This is a genomic window from Seonamhaeicola sp. ML3, assembly GCF_023273855.1.
Lineage (GTDB): Bacteria > Bacteroidota > Bacteroidia > Flavobacteriales > Flavobacteriaceae > Seonamhaeicola.
In genome coordinates this window covers 1,026,809-1,052,025 of sequence record NZ_CP096884.1, presented here as the reverse complement: position 1 = coordinate 1,052,025, position 25,217 = coordinate 1,026,809, and the positions used below count along the sequence as shown (strand labels likewise).

At 35.1% G+C, this 25,217-nt stretch carries 26 protein-coding genes; 16 read left to right on the top strand and 10 right to left on the bottom strand.

Annotation, left to right across the window (positions count from 1 at the left end):
• Positions 1 to 61: 61 nt before the first annotated feature.
• The gene (locus tag M0214_RS04800) at positions 62 to 1,084 is read right to left on the bottom strand and encodes a LacI family DNA-binding transcriptional regulator (RefSeq protein ID WP_248724333.1); all 1,023 of its coding nucleotides are present in this window, start codon (positions 1,082 to 1,084) and stop codon (positions 62 to 64) included.
• A gap of 167 nt (positions 1,085 to 1,251) precedes the next feature.
• Here M0214_RS04800 and M0214_RS04795 point away from each other — a divergent pair, with 167 nt between their 5' ends.
• The 7 genes from M0214_RS04795 to M0214_RS04765 all read left to right on the top strand — a co-directional run bounded on the left by M0214_RS04795 (position 1,252) and on the right by M0214_RS04765 (position 7,802).
• Positions 1,252 to 3,369 carry a hypothetical protein gene (locus tag M0214_RS04795; protein WP_248724332.1) on the top strand — a complete coding sequence of 706 codons (2,118 nt, stop codon included), beginning with the start codon at positions 1,252 to 1,254 and terminating at the stop codon, positions 3,367 to 3,369.
• A gap of 62 nt (positions 3,370 to 3,431) precedes the next feature.
• Positions 3,432 to 4,289, top strand: a complete 858-nt coding sequence (locus tag M0214_RS04790) for a YicC/YloC family endoribonuclease (RefSeq protein WP_248724331.1) — start codon at positions 3,432 to 3,434, stop codon at positions 4,287 to 4,289.
• A 96-nt stretch (positions 4,290 to 4,385) separates the two neighbouring features.
• Entirely contained in the window at positions 4,386 to 4,973 is a 588-nt protein-coding gene (gmk, locus tag M0214_RS04785) for a guanylate kinase (protein ID WP_248724330.1), read from the top strand.
• Positions 4,974 to 4,975: 2 nt separating this feature from the next.
• Positions 4,976 to 5,554: a nicotinate (nicotinamide) nucleotide adenylyltransferase gene (nadD, locus tag M0214_RS04780; RefSeq protein WP_248724329.1), complete on the top strand. Its 579-nt coding sequence runs from the start codon at positions 4,976 to 4,978 to the stop codon at positions 5,552 to 5,554.
• 53 nt (positions 5,555 to 5,607) lie between these two features.
• Positions 5,608 to 6,513 (top strand): sugar phosphate isomerase/epimerase, encoded by a 906-nt coding sequence (locus M0214_RS04775; RefSeq protein WP_248724328.1) that lies wholly within the window; start codon positions 5,608 to 5,610, stop codon positions 6,511 to 6,513.
• Between the two features lie 11 nt (positions 6,514 to 6,524).
• Positions 6,525 to 6,887: a methylglyoxal synthase gene (locus tag M0214_RS04770; RefSeq protein ID WP_248724327.1), complete on the top strand. Its 363-nt coding sequence runs from the start codon at positions 6,525 to 6,527 to the stop codon at positions 6,885 to 6,887.
• A gap of 111 nt (positions 6,888 to 6,998) precedes the next feature.
• The gene (locus M0214_RS04765) at positions 6,999 to 7,802 is read left to right on the top strand and encodes a DUF4304 domain-containing protein (RefSeq protein ID WP_248724326.1); all 804 of its coding nucleotides are present in this window, start codon (positions 6,999 to 7,001) and stop codon (positions 7,800 to 7,802) included.
• Positions 7,803 to 7,976: 174 nt separating this feature from the next.
• On the opposite strand, the gene M0214_RS04760 is transcribed toward M0214_RS04765, so the two are convergent.
• Positions 7,977 to 8,918 carry a nicotinic acid mononucleotide adenyltransferase gene (locus tag M0214_RS04760; RefSeq protein ID WP_248724325.1) on the bottom strand — a complete coding sequence of 314 codons (942 nt, stop codon included), beginning with the start codon at positions 8,916 to 8,918 and terminating at the stop codon, positions 7,977 to 7,979.
• Positions 8,919 to 9,050: 132 nt separating this feature from the next.
• Here M0214_RS04760 and M0214_RS04755 point away from each other — a divergent pair, with 132 nt between their 5' ends.
• Together M0214_RS04755 and M0214_RS04750 are read left to right on the top strand one after the other, a co-directional pair.
• Positions 9,051 to 10,052 (top strand): NAD(P)H-dependent glycerol-3-phosphate dehydrogenase, encoded by a 1,002-nt coding sequence (locus M0214_RS04755; RefSeq protein WP_248724324.1) that lies wholly within the window; start codon positions 9,051 to 9,053, stop codon positions 10,050 to 10,052.
• Between the two features lie 104 nt (positions 10,053 to 10,156).
• On the top strand, positions 10,157 to 10,513 hold the full coding sequence (locus M0214_RS04750; RefSeq protein ID WP_248724323.1) for an endonuclease domain-containing protein: 357 nt from the start codon (positions 10,157 to 10,159) through the stop codon (positions 10,511 to 10,513).
• 180 nt (positions 10,514 to 10,693) lie between these two features.
• On the opposite strand, the gene M0214_RS04745 is transcribed toward M0214_RS04750, so the two are convergent.
• The gene (locus M0214_RS04745) at positions 10,694 to 11,089 is read right to left on the bottom strand and encodes a hypothetical protein (protein WP_248724322.1); all 396 of its coding nucleotides are present in this window, start codon (positions 11,087 to 11,089) and stop codon (positions 10,694 to 10,696) included.
• A gap of 103 nt (positions 11,090 to 11,192) precedes the next feature.
• Here M0214_RS04745 and M0214_RS04740 point away from each other — a divergent pair, with 103 nt between their 5' ends.
• From M0214_RS04740 to M0214_RS04725, 4 genes are all read left to right on the top strand, one after another.
• The gene (locus M0214_RS04740; RefSeq protein ID WP_248724321.1) at positions 11,193 to 11,645 is read left to right on the top strand and encodes a pyridoxamine 5'-phosphate oxidase family protein; all 453 of its coding nucleotides are present in this window, start codon (positions 11,193 to 11,195) and stop codon (positions 11,643 to 11,645) included.
• A 107-nt stretch (positions 11,646 to 11,752) separates the two neighbouring features.
• A complete protein-coding gene (locus tag M0214_RS04735; RefSeq protein WP_248724320.1) occupies positions 11,753 to 12,433 on the top strand; it encodes a hypothetical protein in 681 nt (226 codons plus the stop codon).
• Positions 12,434 to 12,619: 186 nt separating this feature from the next.
• A complete protein-coding gene (locus M0214_RS04730; protein ID WP_248724319.1) occupies positions 12,620 to 13,129 on the top strand; it encodes a hypothetical protein in 510 nt (169 codons plus the stop codon).
• Between the two features lie 186 nt (positions 13,130 to 13,315).
• Complete coding sequence (locus M0214_RS04725) at positions 13,316 to 13,702, top strand: DUF4844 domain-containing protein (RefSeq protein WP_248724318.1); 387 nt, start codon at positions 13,316 to 13,318, stop codon at positions 13,700 to 13,702.
• Positions 13,703 to 13,757: 55 nt separating this feature from the next.
• Here the strand turns inward: M0214_RS04725 and pheS are convergent, their stop codons facing one another.
• From pheS to M0214_RS04700, 5 genes are all read right to left on the bottom strand, one after another.
• A complete protein-coding gene (pheS, locus tag M0214_RS04720) occupies positions 13,758 to 14,777 on the bottom strand; it encodes a phenylalanine--tRNA ligase subunit alpha (protein WP_248724317.1) in 1,020 nt (339 codons plus the stop codon).
• Between the two features lie 174 nt (positions 14,778 to 14,951).
• Positions 14,952 to 18,479, bottom strand: coding sequence for an efflux RND transporter permease subunit (locus tag M0214_RS04715; RefSeq protein ID WP_248724316.1), 3,528 nt, complete (start codon positions 18,477 to 18,479; stop codon positions 14,952 to 14,954).
• Positions 18,480 to 18,590: 111 nt separating this feature from the next.
• Positions 18,591 to 19,766 carry an efflux RND transporter periplasmic adaptor subunit gene (locus tag M0214_RS04710; protein WP_248724315.1) on the bottom strand — a complete coding sequence of 392 codons (1,176 nt, stop codon included), beginning with the start codon at positions 19,764 to 19,766 and terminating at the stop codon, positions 18,591 to 18,593.
• A gap of 14 nt (positions 19,767 to 19,780) precedes the next feature.
• Complete coding sequence (locus M0214_RS04705) at positions 19,781 to 21,127, bottom strand: TolC family protein (protein WP_248724314.1); 1,347 nt, start codon at positions 21,125 to 21,127, stop codon at positions 19,781 to 19,783.
• 61 nt (positions 21,128 to 21,188) lie between these two features.
• Positions 21,189 to 21,794, bottom strand: a complete 606-nt coding sequence (locus M0214_RS04700; RefSeq protein ID WP_248724313.1) for a TetR/AcrR family transcriptional regulator — start codon at positions 21,792 to 21,794, stop codon at positions 21,189 to 21,191.
• A gap of 124 nt (positions 21,795 to 21,918) precedes the next feature.
• Between M0214_RS04700 and M0214_RS04695 the strand changes: the two genes are divergently transcribed.
• Both M0214_RS04695 and M0214_RS04690 read left to right on the top strand, forming a co-directional pair.
• Complete coding sequence (locus M0214_RS04695) at positions 21,919 to 22,902, top strand: polyprenyl synthetase family protein (protein ID WP_248724312.1); 984 nt, start codon at positions 21,919 to 21,921, stop codon at positions 22,900 to 22,902.
• The gene (locus M0214_RS04690) at positions 22,902 to 23,249 is read left to right on the top strand and encodes a hypothetical protein (RefSeq protein WP_248724311.1); all 348 of its coding nucleotides are present in this window, start codon (positions 22,902 to 22,904) and stop codon (positions 23,247 to 23,249) included. Before M0214_RS04695 ends, M0214_RS04690 begins: the two co-directional genes overlap by 1 nt.
• Positions 23,250 to 23,286: 37 nt before the next feature.
• On the opposite strand, the gene ric is transcribed toward M0214_RS04690, so the two are convergent.
• Positions 23,287 to 24,003 carry an iron-sulfur cluster repair di-iron protein gene (ric, locus tag M0214_RS04685; protein WP_248724310.1) on the bottom strand — a complete coding sequence of 239 codons (717 nt, stop codon included), beginning with the start codon at positions 24,001 to 24,003 and terminating at the stop codon, positions 23,287 to 23,289.
• 121 nt (positions 24,004 to 24,124) lie between these two features.
• Positions 24,125 to 24,628 (bottom strand): cytochrome c, encoded by a 504-nt coding sequence (locus tag M0214_RS04680; RefSeq protein WP_248724309.1) that lies wholly within the window; start codon positions 24,626 to 24,628, stop codon positions 24,125 to 24,127.
• A gap of 114 nt (positions 24,629 to 24,742) precedes the next feature.
• On the opposite strand from M0214_RS04680, the gene M0214_RS04675 reads away from it, so the two are divergent.
• The gene (locus M0214_RS04675; RefSeq protein ID WP_248724308.1) at positions 24,743 to 25,174 is read left to right on the top strand and encodes an Rrf2 family transcriptional regulator; all 432 of its coding nucleotides are present in this window, start codon (positions 24,743 to 24,745) and stop codon (positions 25,172 to 25,174) included.
• Positions 25,175 to 25,217 lie beyond the last annotated feature (43 nt).

Sequence of the window (25,217 nt, the reverse complement as noted above, 5' to 3'; positions counted from 1 at the left end):
ATTTTTGCAGTATTGCTTACTAATTGGATTCAAAAAGGAAGGAAAGGTTTAAAAGACGTTTTTAGTCAGAGGTTTTCGTACTCTCCCGCTCAATTAAACTGGTCTTGATTACCTTAGTTTGAAAAGGTGCCTCGGCGTTGCCTTCTAAACGATCTATGAGTATATTGGCAGCCATTTCGCCTATGTATTTACCATGTTGGCTTATAGTCGTAATTTTTGGTGATACGTATTTGGGAAGTTTCCCATTGGTAAAGCAAATTATCGATATATCTTGAGGGATATTCAAACCCATACCTTTAATGATTTCAAGCGATTGAACAGCAGAACTCTCTTCCAAACATAACAAACCATCTATAGATTTATCGGCTAGAACAATTTTCATAGCTGTTTCAAAATCTTCACGTTTACCAATTTTAACAATAAGTTTTTGATCTATGTCTATTTGGTTTTCGGTAAGCGCCTGCTCGTATCCTTCTGCTCTCAGTTTTCCAACGCTTAAATTATGGATTACGGAAATTAATGCAATACGCTTACAGCCTGTTTTTATTAAGTGATTGGTAGCATGTCGGGCACCTTCAAAATCGTCTACAATTACCTTATCGCATGCAATGGCATCGGTTACACGATCAAACATTACCATCGGCACCCCTTCGTTTATGGTGTTCTTTAAATGTTGGTACGCCCCTTTGGCTTGGGTTTCTTCAGCTAAGGATAAAATAAAACCATCTAAAGTACCATTCTTTAAGAGCTCCATAGTTTTTACCTCTTTCTCATAAGATTCGTTAGAGATACAAGAAATTAAACTATACCCTTTTTCGGTAGCTTTGGCTTCAATCCCAACAAAAACCTTAGCAAAAAAGTTATTCATAATATTGGGTATAATAACCCCAATGGTCTTTGTTTTTTTATTAAGTAAACTAAGCGCAACACTATTGGGGGTATAGTTGTGCATCTTCGCATACTGCTGAATTTTCTCTTTGGTTTTTGCACTTATTTCATAGCTATCGCTCAAGGCCTTAGAGACCGTAGCGATAGAAACGTCAAATTCGCTTGCAATATGTTTAAGTGTTATTCTTTTGCTCATTATTTATACAAAAGTATCAATATATTTTTTTACGAATAACTAAAGATTTAAGTATTTATTTGTGGTTAAGAATAAAGAGTTGTGTATTGGAAATAGATTTTAAATTATGCATTTACTCATTTAACCACTATCTTTTACTTTCAATTTTGAATTTTAAACATAGCAAGATGAAACAAAAAGTTCTTTTTTTAACTCTGGTATTTGCTTTTTCATTTTTGAAAACGGTTTCGGCACAAAATGATAAAGTATCTTTATTTAGTGAGGCCGAGTACATTGCTTTGCAGGACTTGGTTACACTTCACCAAAAATTAAAGCAAGCTCCAATGGTCCATGAGGAATGTTTAAATGTCAATTGCGAGAATATTGAACGTTATCAAAATGCTTTGTATAATTTAAATGAAGATATAAAGCATTACCAATTTTATCTGGAATGGGCAAAAGGCCTGTATAAGAAGCAGTGGGAATTGTATTACCAAACGAATGTTAAAAACGTAAAGACTAAATTACAAACAGAGTATGTTCTTATGGCTTCTGAACTTTTAAGCAATACAGGTTCTGTTATTTTAGATGTGGTAAATATTGCAAATGCTATAAAAAATCCGGGTAAATCAAAAAACTTTATTGGGTTATTGAATAGAGCCATAGATACAATTGACGTTGCGCTTTCAGCATTAGATATAATTATGAAGTATTTTAAGGAAGATCCAGGAACTAATTATCTTAATGAAGTTTCTGGTAATCCCAACGCGTATAATTATTACACCGAATTAAGAGCTGCCTTTGAGGGGTTGAGAGAATCTATAGTCAATGCCAAGGAGATTAAAGAATACGCCTCTGGTTGGAATGATATGACCAAAATGGAAAGATTGGCCAAGCTAGACAACCCAACCATTTGGGGGTTGGCAGCCGCTATAGGGAATTTGTTAGGCCTGGTAGCAACCGATGAGCAAAATAAATTAAAGGAGGAAATTAAGCAATTAGATGATCTATTAAAAACCAATCAAGATTTTCAAGGGGAGTTGTTTAACAGGTATCATTATCACTTTAAGCTTTTAGACAAATTGGATGACATTAGATACGAAATAGAAAACAGGTTTGACGGTGTTAGAGGTTTGGGTATAAAGTGTAAAGCTGGCAAAAAGCGTTTTACTAGGAATGCTCTGTTCAATCCACCATCCCAAAAAACAAGTTATTCTAGTGGACTAAAATATTATAAACCTCTATTATCAAAGTTTAGTAAAGAAATTGATAAATCATGGCTAGGGGTTGAGTCTTGTGAAAATCCATTGAAACCCTACAAGCTCGTTTTTAATGATGGTTTGGGCAAGCGGTATTTTCCATTTGTTTCTATAGTTAGGCTATCAGATGGCAAAGAGGTTTTTAAAGGTTCTACACGATATAAAAAGACTTTTGACCTTGCAGAGGGACTTTATAAAATTGATATAAATCAGCTCACTTCATTACAGGGTTTTAGAATGGAAAAAGCTACAATCCCATCAGCGCCGTTATTTTCATTCATGAACAGTGATATAATTTTCACCCCTTATGGTCGTGTTCAGCTAGAGGTTGTCGATGAGAATAATAAACTTTTAAATTTTGGGTATGAGTTTAAAAGAAATGACAAGGTTGTTTCGTATGGTTACACGGCTACACCAGAGTTAATATCAACAGATTTACAAGCTAATGTTGCTATGACTCTGTCGTTAAGGCATAACTACAAGACCAAAGCAATAAGCAATGTGATTCTTAAGGAAGGCCAACTAAATAAACTTCGCTTTGTTTTTAACGGAGAAACGTTTCATCAGGAAGAACTTGAAAAAGAGGTAGCGGCACTACCACAAAATCCGAACAATGCTAAAAATAACACATCTAAAGATGTTCCTACAGGCTGGGTTAAGGGAACGCTTTATAACTCAAACAATGGTACCTGCCAACATAAAAACAAGGTTTTGGTTTTTAGAAACAACAATAGCAAGTTCCTTAATTTAGAAACTAATACTAAAAGCGAGTATGTTGCCGTAGCACCTGGACAAAGTTTGCAGGTAGCCATACCAAAAGAACATACGTTTTTAAGAGTAAGTGTCTCGAAAAATAATTCTATGGTTGCAGAACATATTGGCGGAACAGGTGTGTCTTTTCTAAGAATGGATTCCGTACATAATGGTTGGTGGTATTCTGTGGGTTGTAAGAATGGTACAAGGCCCTCAAAATTATGCGATAATGGTAAAGGAGAACGTGTTTATGGTAGCGGTGGCAGTGGCCATTGTGGTACTCTTGGTGAATAATATGTCTACTCTTGCAGTAAAATGCAAATAGATTACCTTTGTAAACTTAAAGACATAAGTTTATGATATATTCAATGACAGGTTACGGAAAATCTGTTTTGCAATTACCTACTAAAAAAATTACTATAGAGTTAAAATCCCTTAATAGTAAAAATCTAGATCTTAATGCAAGAATGCCAGCTGTTTACAGAGAAAAGGAACTCGTTATAAGAAAGCAACTTGCTAATGCATTGGTACGTGGAAAAGTAGATTTTTCTATTTACATGGAGGTTACTGGAGAGGATACATCTTCTAAGATCAATAAACCCGTAGTTGAGCAATATATAAATCAGTTAAAAGATGTTGTAGATGGCAACGAAATAGAATTGCTTAAAATGGCGGTTAGGTTTCCAGATGCTCTAAATACCGTAAGAGAAGAAATTGATGAGGAAGAGTGGAAGGTCATTCAATCTGAAATAGATAAAGCGGTTTCAGCGTTGCGTATTTACAGAGAAGACGAAGGAAAGGTTCTGGAATTAGATTTCATAAAGCGTATTGAAAACATAGATACCTTACTTGAAAAAGTCATTGCTTTAGATCCAGAACGTATCGAAGCTGTTAGGGAACGATTGTTAAAGGGTGTGGAAGAACTTAAAGAGAAATACGATGAGAATCGTTTTGAACAGGAGTTGGTCTATTATATTGAAAAGTTCGATATCACAGAAGAAAAGGTCCGTTTAAAAAATCACCTGAACTATTTTATTGAATCCTTAAATACCCAAGATTCTAATGGTAAAAAATTAGGTTTTATAGGTCAGGAAATAGGTCGTGAAATAAATACCATAGGTTCCAAGAGTAACTATGCCCCGATGCAACAATTGGTTGTACAGATGAAAGATGAGCTTGAAAAAATTAAGGAACAGTTATTGAATGTACTTTAGTTCAGTAATCAATGTTCATTAGGATGTCACAGTAAACAGTGTTGAATAATCACACTTAGTGCAGTCGAAGTGCAATCAATAAAAAATTAAAAACTTTTGACAAACAACGAAAATAAACCAGGTAAACTCATAGTGTTTTCGGCACCCTCTGGTTCTGGAAAAACAACCATAGTAAGGCACTTGTTGGGTATTGAAGATTTAAACTTAGAGTTTTCAATATCGGCCACATCACGTGAAAAGCGAGGCACAGAAGAAGATGGTAAGGACTACTATTTTCTTTCAGCATCAGAGTTTAAAAACAAAATAAAAAACGAAGAATTTTTAGAGTGGGAAGAGGTTTATAGAGATAATTTCTATGGGACTTTAAAAACTGAAGTTGAGCGTATTTGGGCCTTAGGGAAACATGTTATTTTTGATATTGACGTATCTGGAGGATTACGTATTAAACGAAAATTTCCAGAACAGACTTTAGCAATTTTTGTAAAACCTCCAAGTGTAGATGAGCTTAAAATCCGACTGAAAAAGCGTAAGACCGAAAGCGATGAAAAAATAAGTATGCGTGTTGCCAAAGCTTCTGCTGAATTGGCTACAGCGCCATTATTTGATGAAATTGTTGTAAACGACAACCTAGAGAATGCCTTTAAAGATGCTGAAGTGTTAGTTAAAAATTTTATTAACTCATAACCATGAATATAGGGTTGTATTTTGGGTCTTTTAACCCTATTCATATTGGGCATTTGGTTATTGCTAATCATTTTGCCGAGTATAGTGACCTGGATCAAGTTTGGTTTGTAGTTACACCACACAACCCATTTAAGAAAAAAAGTTCTTTGTTGGATAATTACCAACGCTTAGAAATGGTTTATCGCGCCACAAAAGATTACCCTAAATTAAAACCAAGCGATATAGAGTTTAAATTACCACAGCCAAATTACACCATAAACACACTGGTTCATCTGGAAGAAAAATATCCAGATTACAGCTTTTCCTTAATAATGGGCGAGGACAATTTAAACCACTTCCATAAGTGGAAAAATGCCGAGTTAATTCTAGAAAATTATAAACTCTACGTATATCCTAGAGTATCACAAGTAGCGATAGAAACCGAGCTACATAAACATGATAAGGTTCACTTTATAGAGGCGCCAATCATGGAAATTTCTTCAACCTTTATTAGAAATGCTATCAAAGACGGTAAAAACATTAAACCTTTGCTGCCGCTACCTGTTTGGGAATATTTAGATGAAATGAATTTTTACAGGTAGTTAGAATTTCTTATTTTTTCCTTGGGAATCTAAAGTTCACAAAAACAACAGTTATGGATAAAACAAGGAGACATTTTTTACGGGGTTTAATGCTTACCCCTATTGTTTTAGGAGCCAATAGACTTTTAGCACATACGGGAACTTCTCCAAAAAGAAAAGTATCAAGGTTGCAGTATAGTATCAATGCGTATTCGTTTAATTCAGAATTGCGAAGTGGCACCATGACTTTTTTCGATATGATGGACTATGCAGCAGAAATTGGTATGGATGCTGTAGATTTAACAGGTTATTATTTTGATTCCTACCCCGAGAAGCCTACCAATGAGGAACTTTTTAAGTTAAAGAGACACGCACTAAATTTGGGGCTAGATATTTCTTGGACAGGCGTTCGAAATGATTTTGCAACACCAAATACTGAAAACCGAAACAAGGATATTGCGCTCATCAAAAATTGGCTTGAAGTATCTTCTAAATTGGGTTCTCCAATTATGAGAGTGTTTACTGGGAGAGATAAAAGTAAAGCATATCCTAAAGAGGACATAAAGCAATGGATGATTGATGATTTTAAGACTTGCGCTAAATATGGAGCGGAAAACGGTGTGATAGTAGGGCTACAGAATCATGATGAATTTTTATTTACTAGCTCTGAAGTTATCGACGTGTTAGAAAGGGTAAATTCAGAGTGGTTTGGGTTAATACTGGACTGTGGAAGTCTCCCATCTGATGACCCGTATAAAGAAATTGAAAATCTCGCACCCTACGCCAACTATTATTTTGTAAAAGAACATGTAAAACAAAAGGATAGCACTAAAGTTCCTGCAGATTTAAAACGAATAGCTCAAATTATTCAGGCGAGTAATTACCGTGGTTACGTCTCTTTTGAAAGTTTAAAAGAAGGCGATACCAAAGCTATTATTAAAAGTATGGTTAATGAATTTAACACAGGTCTTACAAGTTAAAATTTAATGAAATGGAAATAGCAATAATTGCACACGATGGTAAAAAAGCTGATATGGTTCAGTTTTTAAATCAACACAAAGAAAAATTACAAGAAAAGAACATCTCTATAATATCAACAGGAACAACAGGTGGAAAGGTTGAGAATGCAGGGATTGAAGTCACTAAAATGTTATCAGGACCTTTGGGTGGTGATGCTCAAATTGCGGCAAGGGTAGCCGAAGGTATCTGTAAAATGGTCATCTTTTTTAGAGATCCGTTAGAGAAACACCCACACGAACCAGATGTAATCATGCTCATGCGCTTGTGCGATGTACACAATGTACCTCTGGCTACAAATCCTGCGACTGCTGAATTATTGGTCAGGGCGCTTTAATCGCTTATTCTTATATAAATTTCCAATAACGTTCGTTCTTGCCTTCTGACAAGCAAGAACCAAGATATACATAATTAAAATGATTCATATCCAAACATTAGCTGTAACCAAATGAATTCAAGTAATTTACCAAAAAGGTTCTTAAAAATAGAGGAATGGAGCAGTCATGAAGAATACATGAATTATTTTAATTTTATACTGCCATTAAGTTTAAAAACTGCTGGATTTAAAAAGATATTAACCAAACATCTTTCTCCAAAAATTAGAAAATTTGGATTTATAGGTTCTGGGTTTAAATTTATAAAAAAGTTAGACAATGGATATATTCATATTTTTGAATTATCTGCTACAAAATATGGTGGTGGCTGTGAAATATTTGTAGGTGTTCATCTTGATTTTTTACCAGCATCATATTGGTTAAAAAAGAATATTAACAAAATGAAAGTCCATGACTGTTTTCTTGTTAAAAGAATAACGCTCCCAAATGAAAACCCTATTTTTTACTATGGCAATAGTGAAAATGAGGCAATAGAAACTATTAAATATATATTACAAGCTTTTAACAATCAAGCTTTAAATTTTCTAAATAATTTTACAAATTTCCCATTACCCTTCGATAAAATCAATTTGGAAAAAATAAAGAATAACTCAGTTGACTTTCTAAACGAAGAGAATATTATGGGAGGGCAACATATGCTATCAATTGTTAGAATACTACAGAAAATTAATCAAACAGATGAAGCTAAAAAAATTGTAAACTATTTATTCGAAAACAACAAAAAACTAAAAGACAACTTTGTATTTAAACCTTTGTTTAATAGAATTTTAAATGATAATATAGATTTTTTCTACAATGAAAATGAAATAGAAGAGTTGAAATCAAAAATTGAAAAGACTATGGCCAATAATGTATAATTTAACCAAAATCAAAAGTTAATACGTATTGGACACTCTAATTTTCCTTCGAAGAACCTTCGGGCGCAAATACGCAACTTTTCATACACGAATCGATAAGGAAACAAAAAAGAAAACCGCCTAAAGCGAAGTTGCTTTAAACGGTCCCCAAACTAAATAACCAACCAAATAATATTATGTTCTTGTGTTTTCTCTAGGGTTGTCTACCCTTTTATTTTTAAACTTTCGTTTCTTTTCAACTTTAGAATTTGTTTTCCCTTTGGCGTCAGCATTCTTGAGGAACTGTATGTAGCCCCTACCTTTAAATTCATACACGGTCTCAGACGCCGGGTGAAATAACTCTATGGTTTCATCATCAATAACGGTCAATTCAAAATATTCATTGTCGAAATAATCATAATCTAATGTTAAAGTTTTTAGGTACATATTATTGGTGACATTACCAACACCGTATAATCCTGTATAATCCCACACAAGGCGGTTTACATTTGTACCCGTTACATCTTGTGAACTTCTAAATTCAGAATCATTTCCGCCAGCTAAAAACTGCAAAAAGTTTTCATTGTCAAACTCGTTTAACGCACCAAAATCACTGGTATAAACTTTTTCCCAAGCCTCGTATTCCTGCAAGAAATAATGAATATTATCATAGAAAACAAAATCGTAATCAAAATCGTTTCTTTGGTAGCCATCTAAAAAGTAGGAAGTGTCATTATCGGGGTTATACAATTCAATGGTATTATGGTCTACTTGAAAAACATCGAAAGTAGAAAACCCATCTAAATCATGATTTACATCAAGAATCATATCGTAAGCATCATACTCGGCAACATCAATTCCAAAACCACCGCCACTATTTCCAAGGCCTACAATATTATTGTTGGCGTAAACAATACCACCACGAAATGATATCGTAAAGGCTTTTTGCAAGAAAGGCGTTTCGCCATAACCCTGAGTAGCTCCAATATCTACGTACCACAATTCATAAGAACTAAGTAATTGGTTAACAGAGATACGTGGTTCATCTACAATATCATCAACAAGAACTTCTGTATAACACGATGTAAATAGTGTCGCAGATAAAGCAAATGCAAAAAATAGTTTTAGAGTCTTCATATCTTACATGTTTTAGGGTTTCTGCATTATGGAATTCAAAACGCGTGCCAAAAAAATGGTTTTAGAAGAATTTTGGATTAAGGGCTTTAATAATTTTATGTACTTTTAGAGCCATAAACGAGAATAGTTTTTATGGATAAACCTTTGAAATATGCGGTTTTTGGTGGAGGAAGTTGGGCAACAGCCATAGTAAAAATGCTATGTGAAAATGTAGATGAGGTAGGTTGGTACATGCGCAGTGTGTATACTAAAGAACACATTTTAAGAGAGCAGCACAACCCTAATTATTTAAGTTCGGTTGAGTTTCACCTAGAGCAGTTAAAGCTAAGTAACGACATTAATGAAATAGCCGAGTGGGCCGATGTTTTATTCTTTGTTATTCCGTCGGCATTTATTCATACAGAACTTGATAAACTTACAGTAGATATATCCAAAAAAACCATTGTCTCTGCCGTAAAGGGTATCATGCCAGAGTCGGGATTATTGGTTGGAGAGCATTTCCATAAGTTTTATGATTTACCCTATGAGAATATCGCGGTAATTGCAGGGCCTTGTCATGCCGAAGAGGTGGCGTTAGAGCGGTTATCGTATCTTACCATATCGTGTTCAGATATTGATAAGGCCAAGAAAATAGCCAAGAGTTTGGCCTCTAATTACATTAATACCAAGGTAAGCGATGATGTTATAGGCGTGGAATATGCCGTGATGCTGAAGAATATTTATGCTATTGCAGCAGGTATTGCTCATGGTTTGGGCTATGGCGATAACTTTCAGAGTGTACTTATGAGCAACTCCATTCGTGAAATGAACCGTTTTATAAAGAAGCGCCATAAAATGAAACGAAACATTAATAATTCGGCTTATTTGGGCGATTTATTAGTTACAGGATATTCTACCTTTTCGAGAAATCGAATGTTTGGTAATATGATCGGAAAAGGCTACACCGTAAAATCTGCACAGATGGAAATGAACATGGTGGCCGAGGGTTATTACGCTACCAAAAGTGCGCATCAACTATACGAGAGAAATAATAAGAGAACGCGCATACCAATAATAAATGCGGTTTATGCCATTTTATACGAGGGGAAAAGCCCTAAAAAAGTCTTCAAAAAATTAACTGAAAAGCTGAACTAATTTTTGCTTAGTAATTCCTTCCCTTTTTAAGGGAAGGTGGCTTTATCCCAATTTTTATCGGAATAAAGACGGAAGGGATAAGTGTATATTTACAGTTGAATATCATGAAAAACATCCACAACCTAAAACAGCTAGAAGAGCGCCGAAAACACCTCCGTAAACACTTAACTTCAGCAGAGGCAACACTCTGGAAACATTTACAGCTAAAACAATTAGGAGGTCGAAAATTCAGACGACAGCACAGTATCGAACATTTTATAGTCGATTTTTATTGTCCGCAGGAAAAACTAATTATTGAATTAGATGGTGCTGTTCATTTAGATTTCGCTCAACAGAATTATGATTTAGAACGAACAAGGCGATTAGAATATTTAGGATTCAAAGTAATACGATTCGAAAATAAAATGATATTCGAAGATTTGGCTTTTGTGCTTCAGGAGATAAGCCATAGTTTTAGATGATTACAACCACCTCGACTTCAATTTTTTAAAAAATTGAAGCCACTCCTCCTTTTTTAAGGAGGAGAATCCATATATAGATAAAAAATTGATTTAAAGGAAACTCCTTCCCCTTTTTTAAGGTAAGGTGGGTTTATTGCGACCTAAAGTCGTAATAAAGTCGGAAGGGTTAAAAACTAATACTTACTTCACCAAAACACCTTTAACAGCCATTAACGGGATGGGCTGTAAGGCTCTTAAATTAATGGTGTTCTTTCTAAAGAGATAGGTTTTATCGAACATTTTGTTGTCCTCAAAAAAAGAGACTTTAAAGGTGTTGTTTAAAGCGAACAGCGATTCCTGCATCAGCTCAATTTTAGCATAGCTTTTTTTAGGCAGTTTGTCCAATCGCTTTCTAAAAACCGATGTGGTTTTATTCTCGGAGTAGCCACTGGTTACAATAATCACCATATCTAAATCCACATCCTTATCATTAATTATGTAAGCATTCCAATCTTGAGATTTGTAAACTTCGTTATATTCGTTAACTACAGCAATGTATACTCCTTCAACTTGCGGAATTTCAATATCCTTTTTCATTTTATGCGCTTGATTTAGATTTGCAAAAATAGGGGTTTTAAATAATTGGTTTTGAAATAAATCCTCTAAATTCGTTTAAGCTATTTAGGTTAAAACTCGTAAAATGAAACTAACGGAAAACATAACACATTATGTAGAGGCCAGTGTACTTTGTTGGTTGGCTACCTCGTCTTTAGAAAACGTCCCCAATGTGTCTCCCAAAGAAATTTTTACGGTTTATGGCGATGATACTATTATCATTGCAAATGTTGCCTCTCCGCAAACAGCAAAGAACATCAATGAAAACTCAATGGTTTGCCTTAGTTTTATTGACGTATTGGTTCAAAAAGGCTATCAATTGAAAGGGAAGGCTAAGGTTGTTTCTAAACATGATACCGAATTTGAAGTTTTAGAAAAACCACTGCTAGAAATAACACAAGGCCAGTTTCCGTTTTCAAGTATTTTTAAAATAACCGTAGACACCGCAAAACCCATTTTAGCACCTAGATACGTTTTGTATCCTGAAACTACAGAAGAAGCACAGATTAAAAGTGCTAAAGAAAGTTACGGTTTGTAGTTTATTGTTCTCATTTATCTGGTTCTTGTAGGTAATTATGTATATTTGATGGTGTATAATAGATATATACTCCTTGGGGAGTATATTCTTATGTTGTAGCCAATTAAATGAGAATTCGTTTAGAAAAGAAAAATAGAGTATCAACAGACTTTGTAGAAATAGAAGTTGACAAAGAAATTTTGAACGTCCGAGAAGGAAAACTTAAAAAAAATGGAGGGCCAAAATGGGGAAAGCATTGCGGAACAATTGAAAATGCCATTATTGAAGCAAATAAGATAAAACAGGAATTTCTCGATAAAAAATATTTTGAAGTCAAATCAAAACAAATACCAAGTGATTTTAATGGGGTTTATGATAAAGCAAAATGGCATTTTAGAGGAGAATTCCCCGATGAGCTTGACATATTTCAAGGATACGTTCATACAGGTTTTTATTTAACTTGGATTATTGAAAATGGAATTTTCGATACAAATGGAGATGACCATCTAAGCATAGAAATATCTAAAGTAAAAAGAAAGGAATTGACCGGTGCTGAATTTTTTGAAGAGAATCTTGACGGTGTTTTAATGGACGATGACTTGACTGAATTGGGAAATGAATTCAGCTATTACTACTATCAAAAGGGAAAGTTTTTAGACGACTATTCTAAAATATTAGGAACCAATTTACCAACACTTTATCATATCCAGGATAATTGGGAGAACTATGAAAAATTTAAGCCAATATTGGACAAAAGATTTAAACGTTGGGAAAAATCGAAAAAACCAAAATGGTGGAAATTAAATTGAACAAAAACTGGCTACAACAACGTTTAAAAAAAATAGCTAGTTTTAGCTAAATCAAAGTTAGTTGCTCATTTGCTGGCTTCTGATTTTCCTTTCGGAAAATCCTCGTACCGAACTAACACCAGTAATATCTAATAACTTAGTAACCAAACATGCATCGAAACCATACACAAAACCGTTGTCCACAATATGAAAATTAGAAACCTTAAATACTTATTAATCGGAGTTTTATTCTTGTTAGGATACCGGTTTTTCACCTATCCGAACTTTGAAAAAGTAAGAAACGAGTTGAGAGAAAAGTATTCTGACTTTCAAAATGGAACTGACGAAGATAAACTGACATACAATACAGACGTTTTAAGAGAAAAAACAAACGGAATAGAATTCCCCAAAGCCGAATTGAATTCTGCTAAAATTTTTGGAAACTTCTTTTCAGCAGACCAAAAACTGAATTCTACTAAAGCTAAAAAACTTACTAAAATACTAAACGATTCATCATCATATCGTTGGGGAGAAATAGGAACATTTGTAAAACATAAAACAATCGTATTTTACGATTCCGAAAAAAATATAATTGGAATTACGGAATTAGATTCTGACTTAAGACAAACCTATTCCACACCATCGACTAAAACAATGAAATGGGGAAACTTATCAGATAGCGGACTGAAAAAAATAAAAGAAATAATAACGCAATAAAAAATACTTTGGGCAACACCGTATAAAAAAATTGCTAACAACAATTCTAAACAGAAAATTAACGCATATTAACCCTTAACTGATGGTCATACTGAACCGTTAGCTACAATTTGAGAAATGACGAAGTACATCCAAATTTTCATATTTTTTTTAACCTTATCTGCTTGTGGACAAAAAGCAACTGAAATGAAAACACCTGAAAATGCTAATGAGCAATTTGCGGAATTCATTGCAAAGAAAAAATTTGTTGCTCAACCCTATCCGAATTATTACCCAGGAATTACAGACGAAAAATTGCGACCAATTTTTACAAAGAAAATTAATCAAATTGCATCTGACTTTAAAACCGTTGCGGAATCTGAAAATGCGACTGACAAAGATTATCAAAAACAGATTAGAATTGGACTTTCAAGATTTAGAGAAAACGATCTGGAATTAGACACAGAAGATCGAGAAATGGTTTGTGTTTATATTGAGCAATTGATGGATATAGTTGGATTGGAAAGCTCGAACGGACAGTTGAATAAATTTATGTACGGATTTGACCCAATGGAAATGAAAAAAAAGGAATAAAAATATCTAACCTACTAGAGTAGCCTATCTAACCAAAAACTGCAAAAAAAGAATTTTACAAAGCGCTCTTAAACTGCTCTAAAAAGCGTACGTCGTTTTCACTCAATAAGCGAATATCTCCAATTTGGTGTAGTAGCATGGCAATACGGTCTATGCCCATCCCGAAGGCAAAACCAGAGTATTCCTTAGAATCGATACCACAGTTTTCTAAAACATTAGGGTCTACCATACCACAGCCCATAATCTCTAACCAACCGGTACCTTTGGTAATACGGTAATCGGTTTCTGTTTTTAGGCCCCAATACACATCAACTTCGGCGCTAGGCTCTGTAAACGGGAAGTACGATGGGCGTAAACGTATCTCAGATTTTCCAAACATTTCAGTCGTAAAATACTGAAGGGTTTGTTTTAAGTCGGCAAAACTAACATCCTTGTCAATATAAAGTCCTTCCACCTGATGGAAAAAGCAGTGCGAACGTGCCGATATGGCCTCGTTTCTATACACTCTTCCGGGAGAAATCGTTCTAATAGGCGGCTTATTGTTTTCCATATAACGCACCTGAACAGAACTGGTGTGTGTTCTTAGTAGAATATCTGGATCTGTTTGAATAAAAAAGGTGTCTTGCATATCGCGAGCCGGATGGTATTCTGGCAAGTTTAATGCGGTAAAGTTGTGCCAGTCGTCTTCAATTTCTGGCCCTTCGCTTACATTAAAACCAATACGCGAAAAAATATCAATAATCTGATTTTTTACTAAAGAAATAGGGTGGCGTGCACCTATTTGAATAGGCTCACCAGGGCGCGATAAATCGCCGTAAATACCTTTAACTTCTTCCTTGCTTTCAAGCTCATCTCTTAAGGCTTTTACTTTGTCTTCGGCTGTTTTCTTTAACTGATTAATAGTTTGTCCAAACTCACGCTTTTGCTCGTTTGCTACATTTTTAAACTCGGCAAAGTAGTCGTTTAATAGCCCTTTTTTACCAAGGTATTTAATACGGAAGGCTTCTACTTCATCTTTCGTTTGTGCAGAAAATGCTTCGGCTTCGGCTATGAGTTCTTTTAATTTATCAATCATGATATTCGTTATATGCTGAATTTGGTTCAGTACCTCAAATAGAGGGCAAATTTAATGTTTTTTGTAAAAACTATGGTATTTACTTGGTATTTGTTGTGCAATAGGACTTGTAAAAAACAAAAGGAGCCACATGATAAATTGTGGCTCCTTTTGGTATGGTTTTTTTGGTGGCTTTTAAGCGCCTTCTATATTAAATTCGGCTTGCTCAACTACAGCTGTTGTTTGTACAGCTCTATTTTTAAACAAACGCATTTTAATTTTAGTCACCAAATAGAATAATATGGGAACAACTATTAATGTTAGGAAGGTAGCAATGAATAAGCCGTATATTACGGTCCAAGCCAGAGGCCCCCAGAAAATAACATTATCTCCACCAACATAAATGTTAGGATTAAAGTCGCTAAATAGTGTAAAGAAGTTTATATTCAATCCTGTTGCTAACGGAATTAACCCTAAAATTGTGGTTATGGCCGTTAATAAAACCGGACGTAAACGTGCTTTACCACCTTTAACAATAGCTTCAATTAAATCTTCTGTATCTAGATATTGATTGTCCTCTAAATCCAGTTTGTGTTTTCGTCTATCAATTAATAGTTGGGTGTAATCTAAAAGTACCACACCGTTATTTACAACAATTCCTGCAAGTGAGATGATTCCCATCATGGTCATCATGATAACGAATGGTTTTCCGGTAATGATCAATCCTCCAAACACACCAATTAAGCTTAAGAAAATAGCGAGCATAATAATAGCGGGTTTTGATACTGAGTTAAATTGGAAAATCAATAGGAAGAAAATTAAACCTAAGCCAGCGAAAAACGCACCCATTAAGAAACTCATTTGTTTTGCTTGTTCTTCAATTTGCCCTGTATAATCTACTTTAACAGTTTCGGGTTGCTCGGTGAAATTATCCATTTCTGCCTGAATTTGTGAAACAATGGCCGCTGCATCTGTAAACCCTGGAGCCAGTGCAGAGTATAAGGTTACCACACGTTTAACATCTCTATGCTTTATAGCATTATATCCAGAGGCATTGCTTTGTTTGGTTACGGCAGAAACAGGAATCTCCTTTATTTGCCCTGTAGCCATATCCCTGAACGTAATTTTTTGGTTGAAAAGCGCACTGGTATTATATCTGTTTTCTTCATTAAAACGCACATAAATATCGTAGTCTTCACCATCTTCTTTATAGATACCCGCTTTAGCTCCAAAAATAGAGTTTCGTAATTGCTGTCCTACTTGTCCGGCATTAACGCCCAGTTCCCCTGCTTTTTTGCGGTCTACCACAACTTGCATGGAAGGTTTAGACTTGTTTACATCGATTTTTAATTCGTCGATACCTTGAATATTCTTGGAATTAATAAAGTTTCGCATTTTCTCTGCGGTTGCAATTAATTCGGAATAATCATCACCTTCCAGTTCTATATTTATGGGGTATCCAACAGGCGGACCAATAGGGTCTTTTTCGACCGAAATCGCTACACCGGGATAAATGTCTTTTAGTTCTTCCTGTACTTTTTTAAGGAGTTCATTACTATCGGCACCTTTTCGGAATTTGTACTCGCGCATAGTAGCCGTAATTTTACTGCGATGAGGCATTTCAGCTTGCGAACCACCATCTGTTTGCGGATTTCCAGCACCTTCACCAACTTGAGATACGGCACTCTCGGTTAAGAAATTAAAATTACCGTCCATATATTCCGAACTCTTTATAATTTCATAAACCTGCTTTTCAATGTCCTTGGTAATGGCATTTGTTTTAGTAATATCTGTACCCTCGGGGTATTCTATGTATACTATAATCTGGTTAGGTGTATTGTCTGGAAAAAATTCCACTTTGGTGCGCTGGCTTTCAATGGACATTCCGAAGCCCATAAAGGCAATGATTAACAAAGCGAAAGTACCAACCGTAATTGCAATTGGCCATCGGCCTTTAAAGGCACCACGTAACACTTTTTCATAAAAGGCTTCCCATTTTGGAAGGACTTTATTCTGGAATCCGTTAGCCCAATTTCTTAGGGCAATTCGGTACAGCCATAGTAGAATAACAGTAAAAATCATAACCGTACCCAAACCTCTTGCGCTACCTCCAAAAAGGAGTATTAACAAACCTATACCTCCAATAATAAGCGATAATTGGATGATGTTCTTAAGCGGCATTTCTTTGTCTTCGATTGTCATGTAGCGAGATACCAAAACCGAATTGAAGAAAATAGCAACGAATAATGACGAGCCAAGTACCACACCTAATGTTTTTGGGAAATAAATCATGAATTCACCCATAACCCCAGGCCACATTCCCAAAGGAATAAAAGCAGCCACAGTGGTAGCGGTAGAAATTATGATGGGAAAGGCAATTTCGCCAATCCCTTTTTTGGCGGCCTCGATTCTAGATAGGCCTTCCTCACTCATGAGACGATAAACGTTTTCAACCAAAACAATACCATTATCTACAAGCATTCCAAGTCCCATAATCAGTCCAAAAAGAATCATGGTATTCATGGTGAAGCCCATAAAACTTAAGATCATAAGTGACATGAACATCGACATAGGAATTGCAAAACCAACGAAAAGGGCATTTTTGAACCCAAGGAAGAACATAAGTACAGTAACCACAAGTAAGATTCCAAATATGATATTGTTTACCAAATCATCAACTTGACCAATGGTTTTAGACGATTGATCGTTAGAGATGGAAACTTCTAAATCTGGAGGAAAAACCTCTGCAATAGCTGTTTTAACAATCTCCTGAATTTGTTCTGCGGCGGCAACCATGTTTTTACCGGCACGTTTTTTAACATCTAACATAACCACAGGATGACCAAATTCTCTGGCGTAAGTGGTTCGGTCTTCTTCTCTAAAAGAGACTTTGGCAATGTCTTTTAGGTAAATAGGGTTATTGTGTTCTGATTTTACAACAAAACTCTCAAGTTCTTTAGGGTCTTCTATTTCGCCAATAATCCTAATTGTTCTGCGTTGGCCACTCGCAATTAAGTTGCCGGCAGACATGGTCATATTCTCACGGCTTATCGTACCTATGATATCATCGAAACTTACTTTAGCCGCCATCATTTTGTAGATATCTACAGCGACTTCAACCTCTTTGTCTTGAGCGCCACGAATATCAACTTGTTTGATTTCAAGCAACCCTTCAATTTCTTCCTCAAGATATTCACCGTATTCTTTCAGCTTTTCTACGGGATAATCACCAGAGATGTTAATGTTAAGAATAGGCATTTCTTCAGACATACTAAGGTCGAAAACATTTGGTTCTACCTTTGCGCCATTAAACGTTGGCCAGTCTTCGCTTGCTGTTTCAGAGTCAACTTCGTCTTTTACTTTTTGTTTGGCCGCTTCTACCGAAATATCTTCATCGAATTCAACGACAACTATAGAGTAATCTTCTTGAGATGTTGAGGTTATTTCTACAACGTTGCTCACCGTTTTAAGCCGGTCTTCGATTGGGTCTGTGATTAGTTTTTCTATATCTTCGGCAGTATTCCCGGGATAAACAGAACTAATATAGATTTTAGTTTCCTTTATTTCCGGAAAGTTTTCTCTAGGCATACCAAAATATGCGCCAGCACCTAGAATAAGAATTACGGCAATTAAAACATACATGGTGGTTTTGTTACCAATAGCCCATGATGATAAGCCAAATTCCTTATCTACCTTTTTATTGTTTTTTTTCTTTTTGCTCATGATTATATCTTTTTTGTCATTCCTGTGTAAGCGGGAATCCACATTATGTTGATTGTTAATCTTTTATAGACTCCTACCTTCGCAGGAATGACAACTATTTTGTTGCTTGTCTTATCCCTGATTCATGGCTTTAACCTTTACCTCTTGTCCGTCTTTTACAGTCCTTGCACCATCATTAATTACTTCCATATTGCTAGTAAGTCCAGATAAAATTTCTATATCGTCACCTTGGGTTTTACCAGGAGTTATAATAACGCGCTTAACCTTACCTTTACTATTGGCTTTGTCGATAATAGTATATACATACTGCTCGCCCTTTGCATTTTCTGAAATAATACTTAAAGGAATAAGTATGGCTTTTTCACTGGTATAATCGTTTATTTTAAGTTTTGCAGTAAGGTTTGGCTTGATTAACCCTGTTGTATTATCTATAGGCACTTGAATCTTAAACGTCCTGTTTGCTGGATTTATAAAGTTTCCTGCTTGACGTATTTTTGTGTCTATCTCTTTTCCGAGGATAGGGAAATCTACGATAACCTCTTTTCCTTTGGTTATGCTAGAAATATAACTTTCTGGAACATCGGTTTCGATATACATATCTTTAAGATTAACAATTCTAAAAATTGGTGATTGCCCTGGAGCAACTACTGTACCTGGGTCTGAAATGATATCATCGATTGTACCCGTAAATGGGGCCGTTACTTTTGTTTTGGCAATTTGCTGTTTTAGTTGTTTTGCAGCTTGTAGCTTAGCTTCGTAGCTAGCTTTAGCTTGTAAATATTGTAGTTCGCTACCTATTTTTTGGTTCCATAGTCTTTCTTGGCGTTCAAAAGTTGTTTTGGCTAAATCTCTTTGGATTTCTATTTGAGTGAGCTGTTGGCTTAGTCCGCCATCATCAATTTTGGCTAACAATTGTCCTTTGGAAACACGCTGTCCTTCTTTTACGTAAACTTGGGTTAGTACACCTCCAAATTCAGCATTAATTACTACATTTTGTTTGGTGGTTACATTCCCTTGAAGTTCCACAAAGTGTGTAAATACTTCTTCGTTAGTTTTAAAAGTGGTCACTAAAGGTATTTTTTGCTGAGGGTCCAGTTCTTTTATTTTATCTTCTAAAAGTTTAATATTAGCGCTAAGCGTTTTTTGTTCTTCGTCTAAAGCGGCTTTCTTAGCTCTTATTTCTTTTAAATCTCCTGAAGTTATCAGGTCTTCAACTGAAACGTTTTTATCGCCTCCACAAGAAACTAGTAAAGTAGCAACGATAAATAGTGAATATATTTTTTTCATTTTATGATTGATATTTAGTTATTATTAACGGTGTTTAGTACAGTTTCTAATTCTGCTTTTTTATTGATAACATCGAGCATAGATTGCAAGTATTCTTGCTGTGAGCTGTAGAGCTGATTTTGTGCTTGTCTTAACTCAAAACTTGACGCTATGCCTTCAAAAAACTTAGTTTGGTTTTTAGATTCTATACGCTCGGCAAGGTTTAAGTTGCTTTTTTTGTTTTCGTAATCTTCGATTGCAAATTGATAGTTACTTTTTGCAGATGCAATTTGAAGTTTTAGTTTTTGCTCAACTTCAGATAAATCTTGTTTGGCTTTTTCAAGGTTTATTTTAGCACGCTGAGTTGCGGCACTTCTGCCTAAACTACTAAATATGGGTACGCGCATGTTAATTCCCAAAAGCGAGGATCCAAACCAAGGCTGATTGCTATCTGTAAAATTGAACTCATTACTAAAAGAAGAATAACCACCGTTTAAGAAAGCATTTAGCGTAGGTAAGGCTTTACTCTTCTCTAATTTAAGGAGGAGTTCTTTCGATTTTTCATCGTTTTTGGCGATTCTATAGTCTACGCTGTTTTCAATATTATCCTCGGTGCTTAATAAAGATAAGTTAATGTGTTGCGACGTTAAACTTTCCAAGTTATCCATTAAAATGGTATTGGAATTAATATCAAGGCCTAACGTGATGTTGAGCATTTGGTAAGCTAAAGACTTTAATCGAGAAGTGTTGTTTAAATTACTCTCAACACTAGAGAGTGTAATTTGTAGTTGTTCTACACTTTCTTCTTCTTCCAAACCGTTTTTGTAAATCTTGGTAGTTTCATCTAGGTTTTCCTTAAGAAGTTTAATATTGCGTTCTAAAATCTTGATGCTTTCCTCGGCAAGAAGAACATTTCCGTAAGCGTTTATTACTGCTTTACGGACTTCTAAATCTGTTTTTTCTTTGGCATTTTTAGAAATCTCTAAAAACACTTTGGCCGATTGAAGCCCAACTAGGTAAGAACCGTCAAAAATTTTCTGGTCAATTTTAGCAAAGGCATTAACGTTTTGTTGGGTACCAAATATGACTTCAGCGAACTCTCCGGGGTTTCCACCAAAAAATTCGGCAGGAATAACAGAAACCGGTTGCTTTAAAAAGTTTTGATAGTCTATACTTGCACTTATTTGCGGTAGTCCGGTTGCTGTGGCTTCCCATTTTTGCTTCTCTGCAGCTTGTATATCTAAAGAAGCATTTTTAGCATTTCTATTATGCTCTAAGGCATAGTCAACAGCTTTTTCTAGAGTAAAACTATGGGTACTTTCCTGAGAAAAGACAAAGAGTGTGCAAAATAAACTAAGTGTTAAAATTAGTTTGTTTTTCATGTTTTGATTTTGATTTAATAGTTCCACATTACCAAAATGATATGCTCATTATGGCTTTGTTTTATGATTGATTTTCTTTAGTAAACGTATTTAGTATTTCCAGTCCCTTATCGGTAACAATGGCTCTTAAATGATATTCCAAATAACTTTCGATTAGGTATTCCATGTCAAATCTGTCTAAAGGGAAAATAGTTTGGTCTTTAATACCGGTCATTCCGTTAAAATACATCCTAGCAATAAAGTCCACATCAATAGCCTGTCTAAACAAGCCTGTATCTATACCATTTTGCAGGCTGTCTTTAACCGAGCCATACATTTTATCGAATTGCTTTAATGTAAGTTGAGTATGTATTTGCGGATAATACTTTTTTAATTGAAACTGGGGTGAGCTTTTCTCGTTCTTTAAATAATGTAACACAAACATTTTTATATCGTAAAGCTCCTGTATAGGGTTTTCTGAAGTATTACAAATACCATCAATTCCCTCGCACACATTTTCAAAAATTGAAAAAGTTACGGCCTCGACTAGTTTTGTTTTGTTGGCAAAGTGTACGTATATGGTTTTTTTGGATATGGCCATTTCGTTGGCAATATCATCCATGGTAACACTTTTAAATCCAAAATTTAAAAATAAATCGGCTGCCTTGTGTATTATCTTTTCTCTCATAATCAGGGTGCAAATATAGAGCGGAAACTTATAAAACAAAAAAAGTTTCCTAAGTTTTACGTTTTTTTAACACTTAGTTTACCTTATAGTATTTTAATACATTGAATTGCTTTATTTTTGTTTAATGCTATCTATAGAAAAATACCAAGAAGCGTTTTTGTCTTTCTTGAACGCGTACACCAAATCTTCTGTTGCCAAAGAACCCAAAGGATTATACGAACCCATAGCCTATATTTTAAATCTAGGAGGTAAGCGGCTACGTCCTGTTTTAACTTTAATGACCGCCGATATTTTTGGCGGACATCATAAAGAGGCCCTTCCCGCTGCAGCTAGTGTGGAAGTCTTTCATAATTTCACACTTGTGCATGACGATATTATGGATGATGCCCCGCTTCGCCGAGGTCATACCACTGTGCATGAAAAATGGGATATAAATACGGGAATTTTATCGGGTGATACCATGCTTATCCTTACGTATCAGTTATTAGAGGATTACGAGCCTGGTGTTTATAAGGCATTAAGCAAATTGTTAAGTAAAACGGCTATCGAGGTATGTGAAGGGCAACAATACGATGTCGATTTCGAGAACAGAAACGATGTTACCATCCCCGAGTATCTTAAAATGATTGAATACAAAACATCTGTTTTAGTGGCGGCCGCAATGAAAATGGGAGCCATTATTGCTGGTGCTTCAGAGCAAGACCAAGATTACATTTATGAATTTGGAAGACATTTAGGTATTGCGTTTCAATTGCAAGATGATTATCTGGATGCTTTTGGTAATCCCGAAACCTTTGGTAAACAAGTTGGGGGTGATATTATTGAAAACAAAAAAACCTATCTATATCTCAAGGCTCTAGAGTTTGCATCTGAAAATGAACGCTCAAGGCTCGTTAAACTATTTAATTCTGAAACAGATAAGACAGATGAAAAAGTTTTTGTAGTTAAAGAGCTTTTTAAGACTACAGGAGCCAGTGAAGCCACTAAACAAGCGGTTGAGGATTATACCAAAAAAGCATTTGCTGCTTTAGAACATTTGAATATTTCTAAAGACAAAAAACAGTTACTCATAGATTTTGGGAACGGATTAATGCGTAGAAGTGTATAATGCAATTACCCTCAACTTTTGATGCTTTAGTAGAAGAAGCCAACCATCTAAATTTATATAAAAAGTTAGTGCACCAACTGAACAAAGACTTCTTGTTGGCTAACTTAGATTTAGACTTTCATGAGGATATTTTACCATCCAGTTTAAAACTACTACTTCATGAAGCCGTCTACAAACTCATTCAAGAGAAATTTGCCGATTATTTGAACTTATTGTACATAATTGATGTTCCTGAAAAAGCTATAAAATCTTTACAAGGAGACGATACTATAAAACTAGCAGAAGAGGTGTCGTTTTTAATCTTAAGGCGCGAATGGCAGAAAGTCTGGTTTCGCAATTGCTATTAACCTTTTCGTTATACGAACACCTCTTATTTACTGGTGTTTAATTAAAGCTTAATTCTAGAGCTTTTGCTTTTCTGTGCAGAATATTGTTTTCTAAATGAATATGCTGATGCAAATCCTGTTCAAACTCCTCAAGTTTGGCATAGAGCGCTTTAAAAGTATTGCAAGCACCTTCTGGTGGGGTATAGTTGTTGGTTAGTTCTGCTATGGTTTTAAAAATATCGCCTGCAGTTTCATGTTCTTCCTCCATCATTTGTATTGGGTTGTTTACTGTTTTAAATGGAGGTGTCTCTACAGCGGCGTTTTGTGTTTTTAGTTTTAACAGCTTTTTTATGTGTGGAAATAATATCAATTCCTCTTTTTTTAGATGCGCAGCTAATTCATTTGCAACTTCGGTAAATAGTTTATTTATTTCAACGACCTCGGTGTAATGATGACCATGCACTTTAGCAACTCTATTAGAATACCCCAAAATTAAAGGAATGGATTCTTCTACATAACTATGGTGGATATTAATAATATGATCAATTAAAAAATCTAATTCCCAAGAGTTATAGTCGTATGCTTTAGAGGGCGTGTCAACTTCTAAAAGTTCTTTAGCTAAAAGATTGTAGTCTAAGTCTTTTTTCTCACATGCCTTTTGTATGGTTATGCCGCCACCACAACAAAAGTCGATACCATATTTTTTAAAGATATGTGCTGTTTTTATATTTTGAGAAACGATATCGGCTACGGTTTTGTTTTCTATTGTATTCATTGCGTTTTTATAATAAAGGATATTTTTGTCTTCTTTTAAGGAAACTCAAAAGTAGACTTCATTTCAAGTAGAAAACATGACATTTGTTAGGTTGCCAATAATTTATTCTAGGAGTAAGGTTTTACTGTTTTAGGGTTCTAAAATACTCTAAGATAGCTCTTGCATCGTCTTCAGAGAGTCCTTGATTGGGCATCGGTGCGCCATTATACTCGACCATTAAAGCTTTTGCTATGGGGTCTTTTTGAATCATTTCAACAGGGTTTAAAATCATATTCATAACCCATTCAGGAGAACGTCTGTCTAAAATTCCAGCTACAGCTGGGCCTATGAACCTCTTATCAGGTCTATGGCAAGCCGTACAGAGTTTATAAAATGTCTCTTTCCCGTTTTTAGCCAATTTTTTATCAATTTTTTTAGAGATATCCATCGTCTGTATTGGGCCAATGCCTTTATTAGACATATCGACTGCTATGGATTCAGGAGTGCTTGTCTCTTGTTTAGATTTCTCAGATTCTGTAGAGGTCGTTTCGTTTTCGTAGGTAAACCCTTTTTCCTCTTTTTTCGATTTGTTATCACAGTTAAAAAGGACAAAACAAAGTAATAATACTGCGTAGATAGTTCTCATTTTATGTCGGTTTGGAGTTTGTAAAGCTAATATAAGATTTTCCTTTAAACATGATAAAGATCATGGAATACATAATATTTAACTTATAAATTCGCCATTTATCCCTAACAATAAATGTTTTCAAATTCTTCAAAATACGCGGTTAAAGCTGTTTTGTACTTGGCAGCTAATTCCACTAGCGAGTACAAGGTGATGGTAAAGGATATTGCTGAGCCAATAAATGTTCCTCAAGCCTATATTGCAAAACTGTTACAGCAATTGGTACATGCCGATATAGTGTCTTCAGCCAGGGGGCCAAAAGGTGGTTTTTATTTAAATAGTAATAACCTAGAAGCATCGATTATGGACATTATAGTGACGATTGATGGCGATGACAAACTGTTGTCATGTATGTTGAGTCTGGAGAACTGTAATAAAAATAAACCTTGCCCACTGCATCATATTTTAAGCGCATCGAAAAACACAGTACTTAAAAATTTAAATAATTTGAAAATTAAGGATGCCGCAGATCAAATCATAACAGGAAAATCCTTTCTGCCACTTTAGGTGTTTAAGTGGTTCTTATTGCTAAAATTTGATAAAATACGTA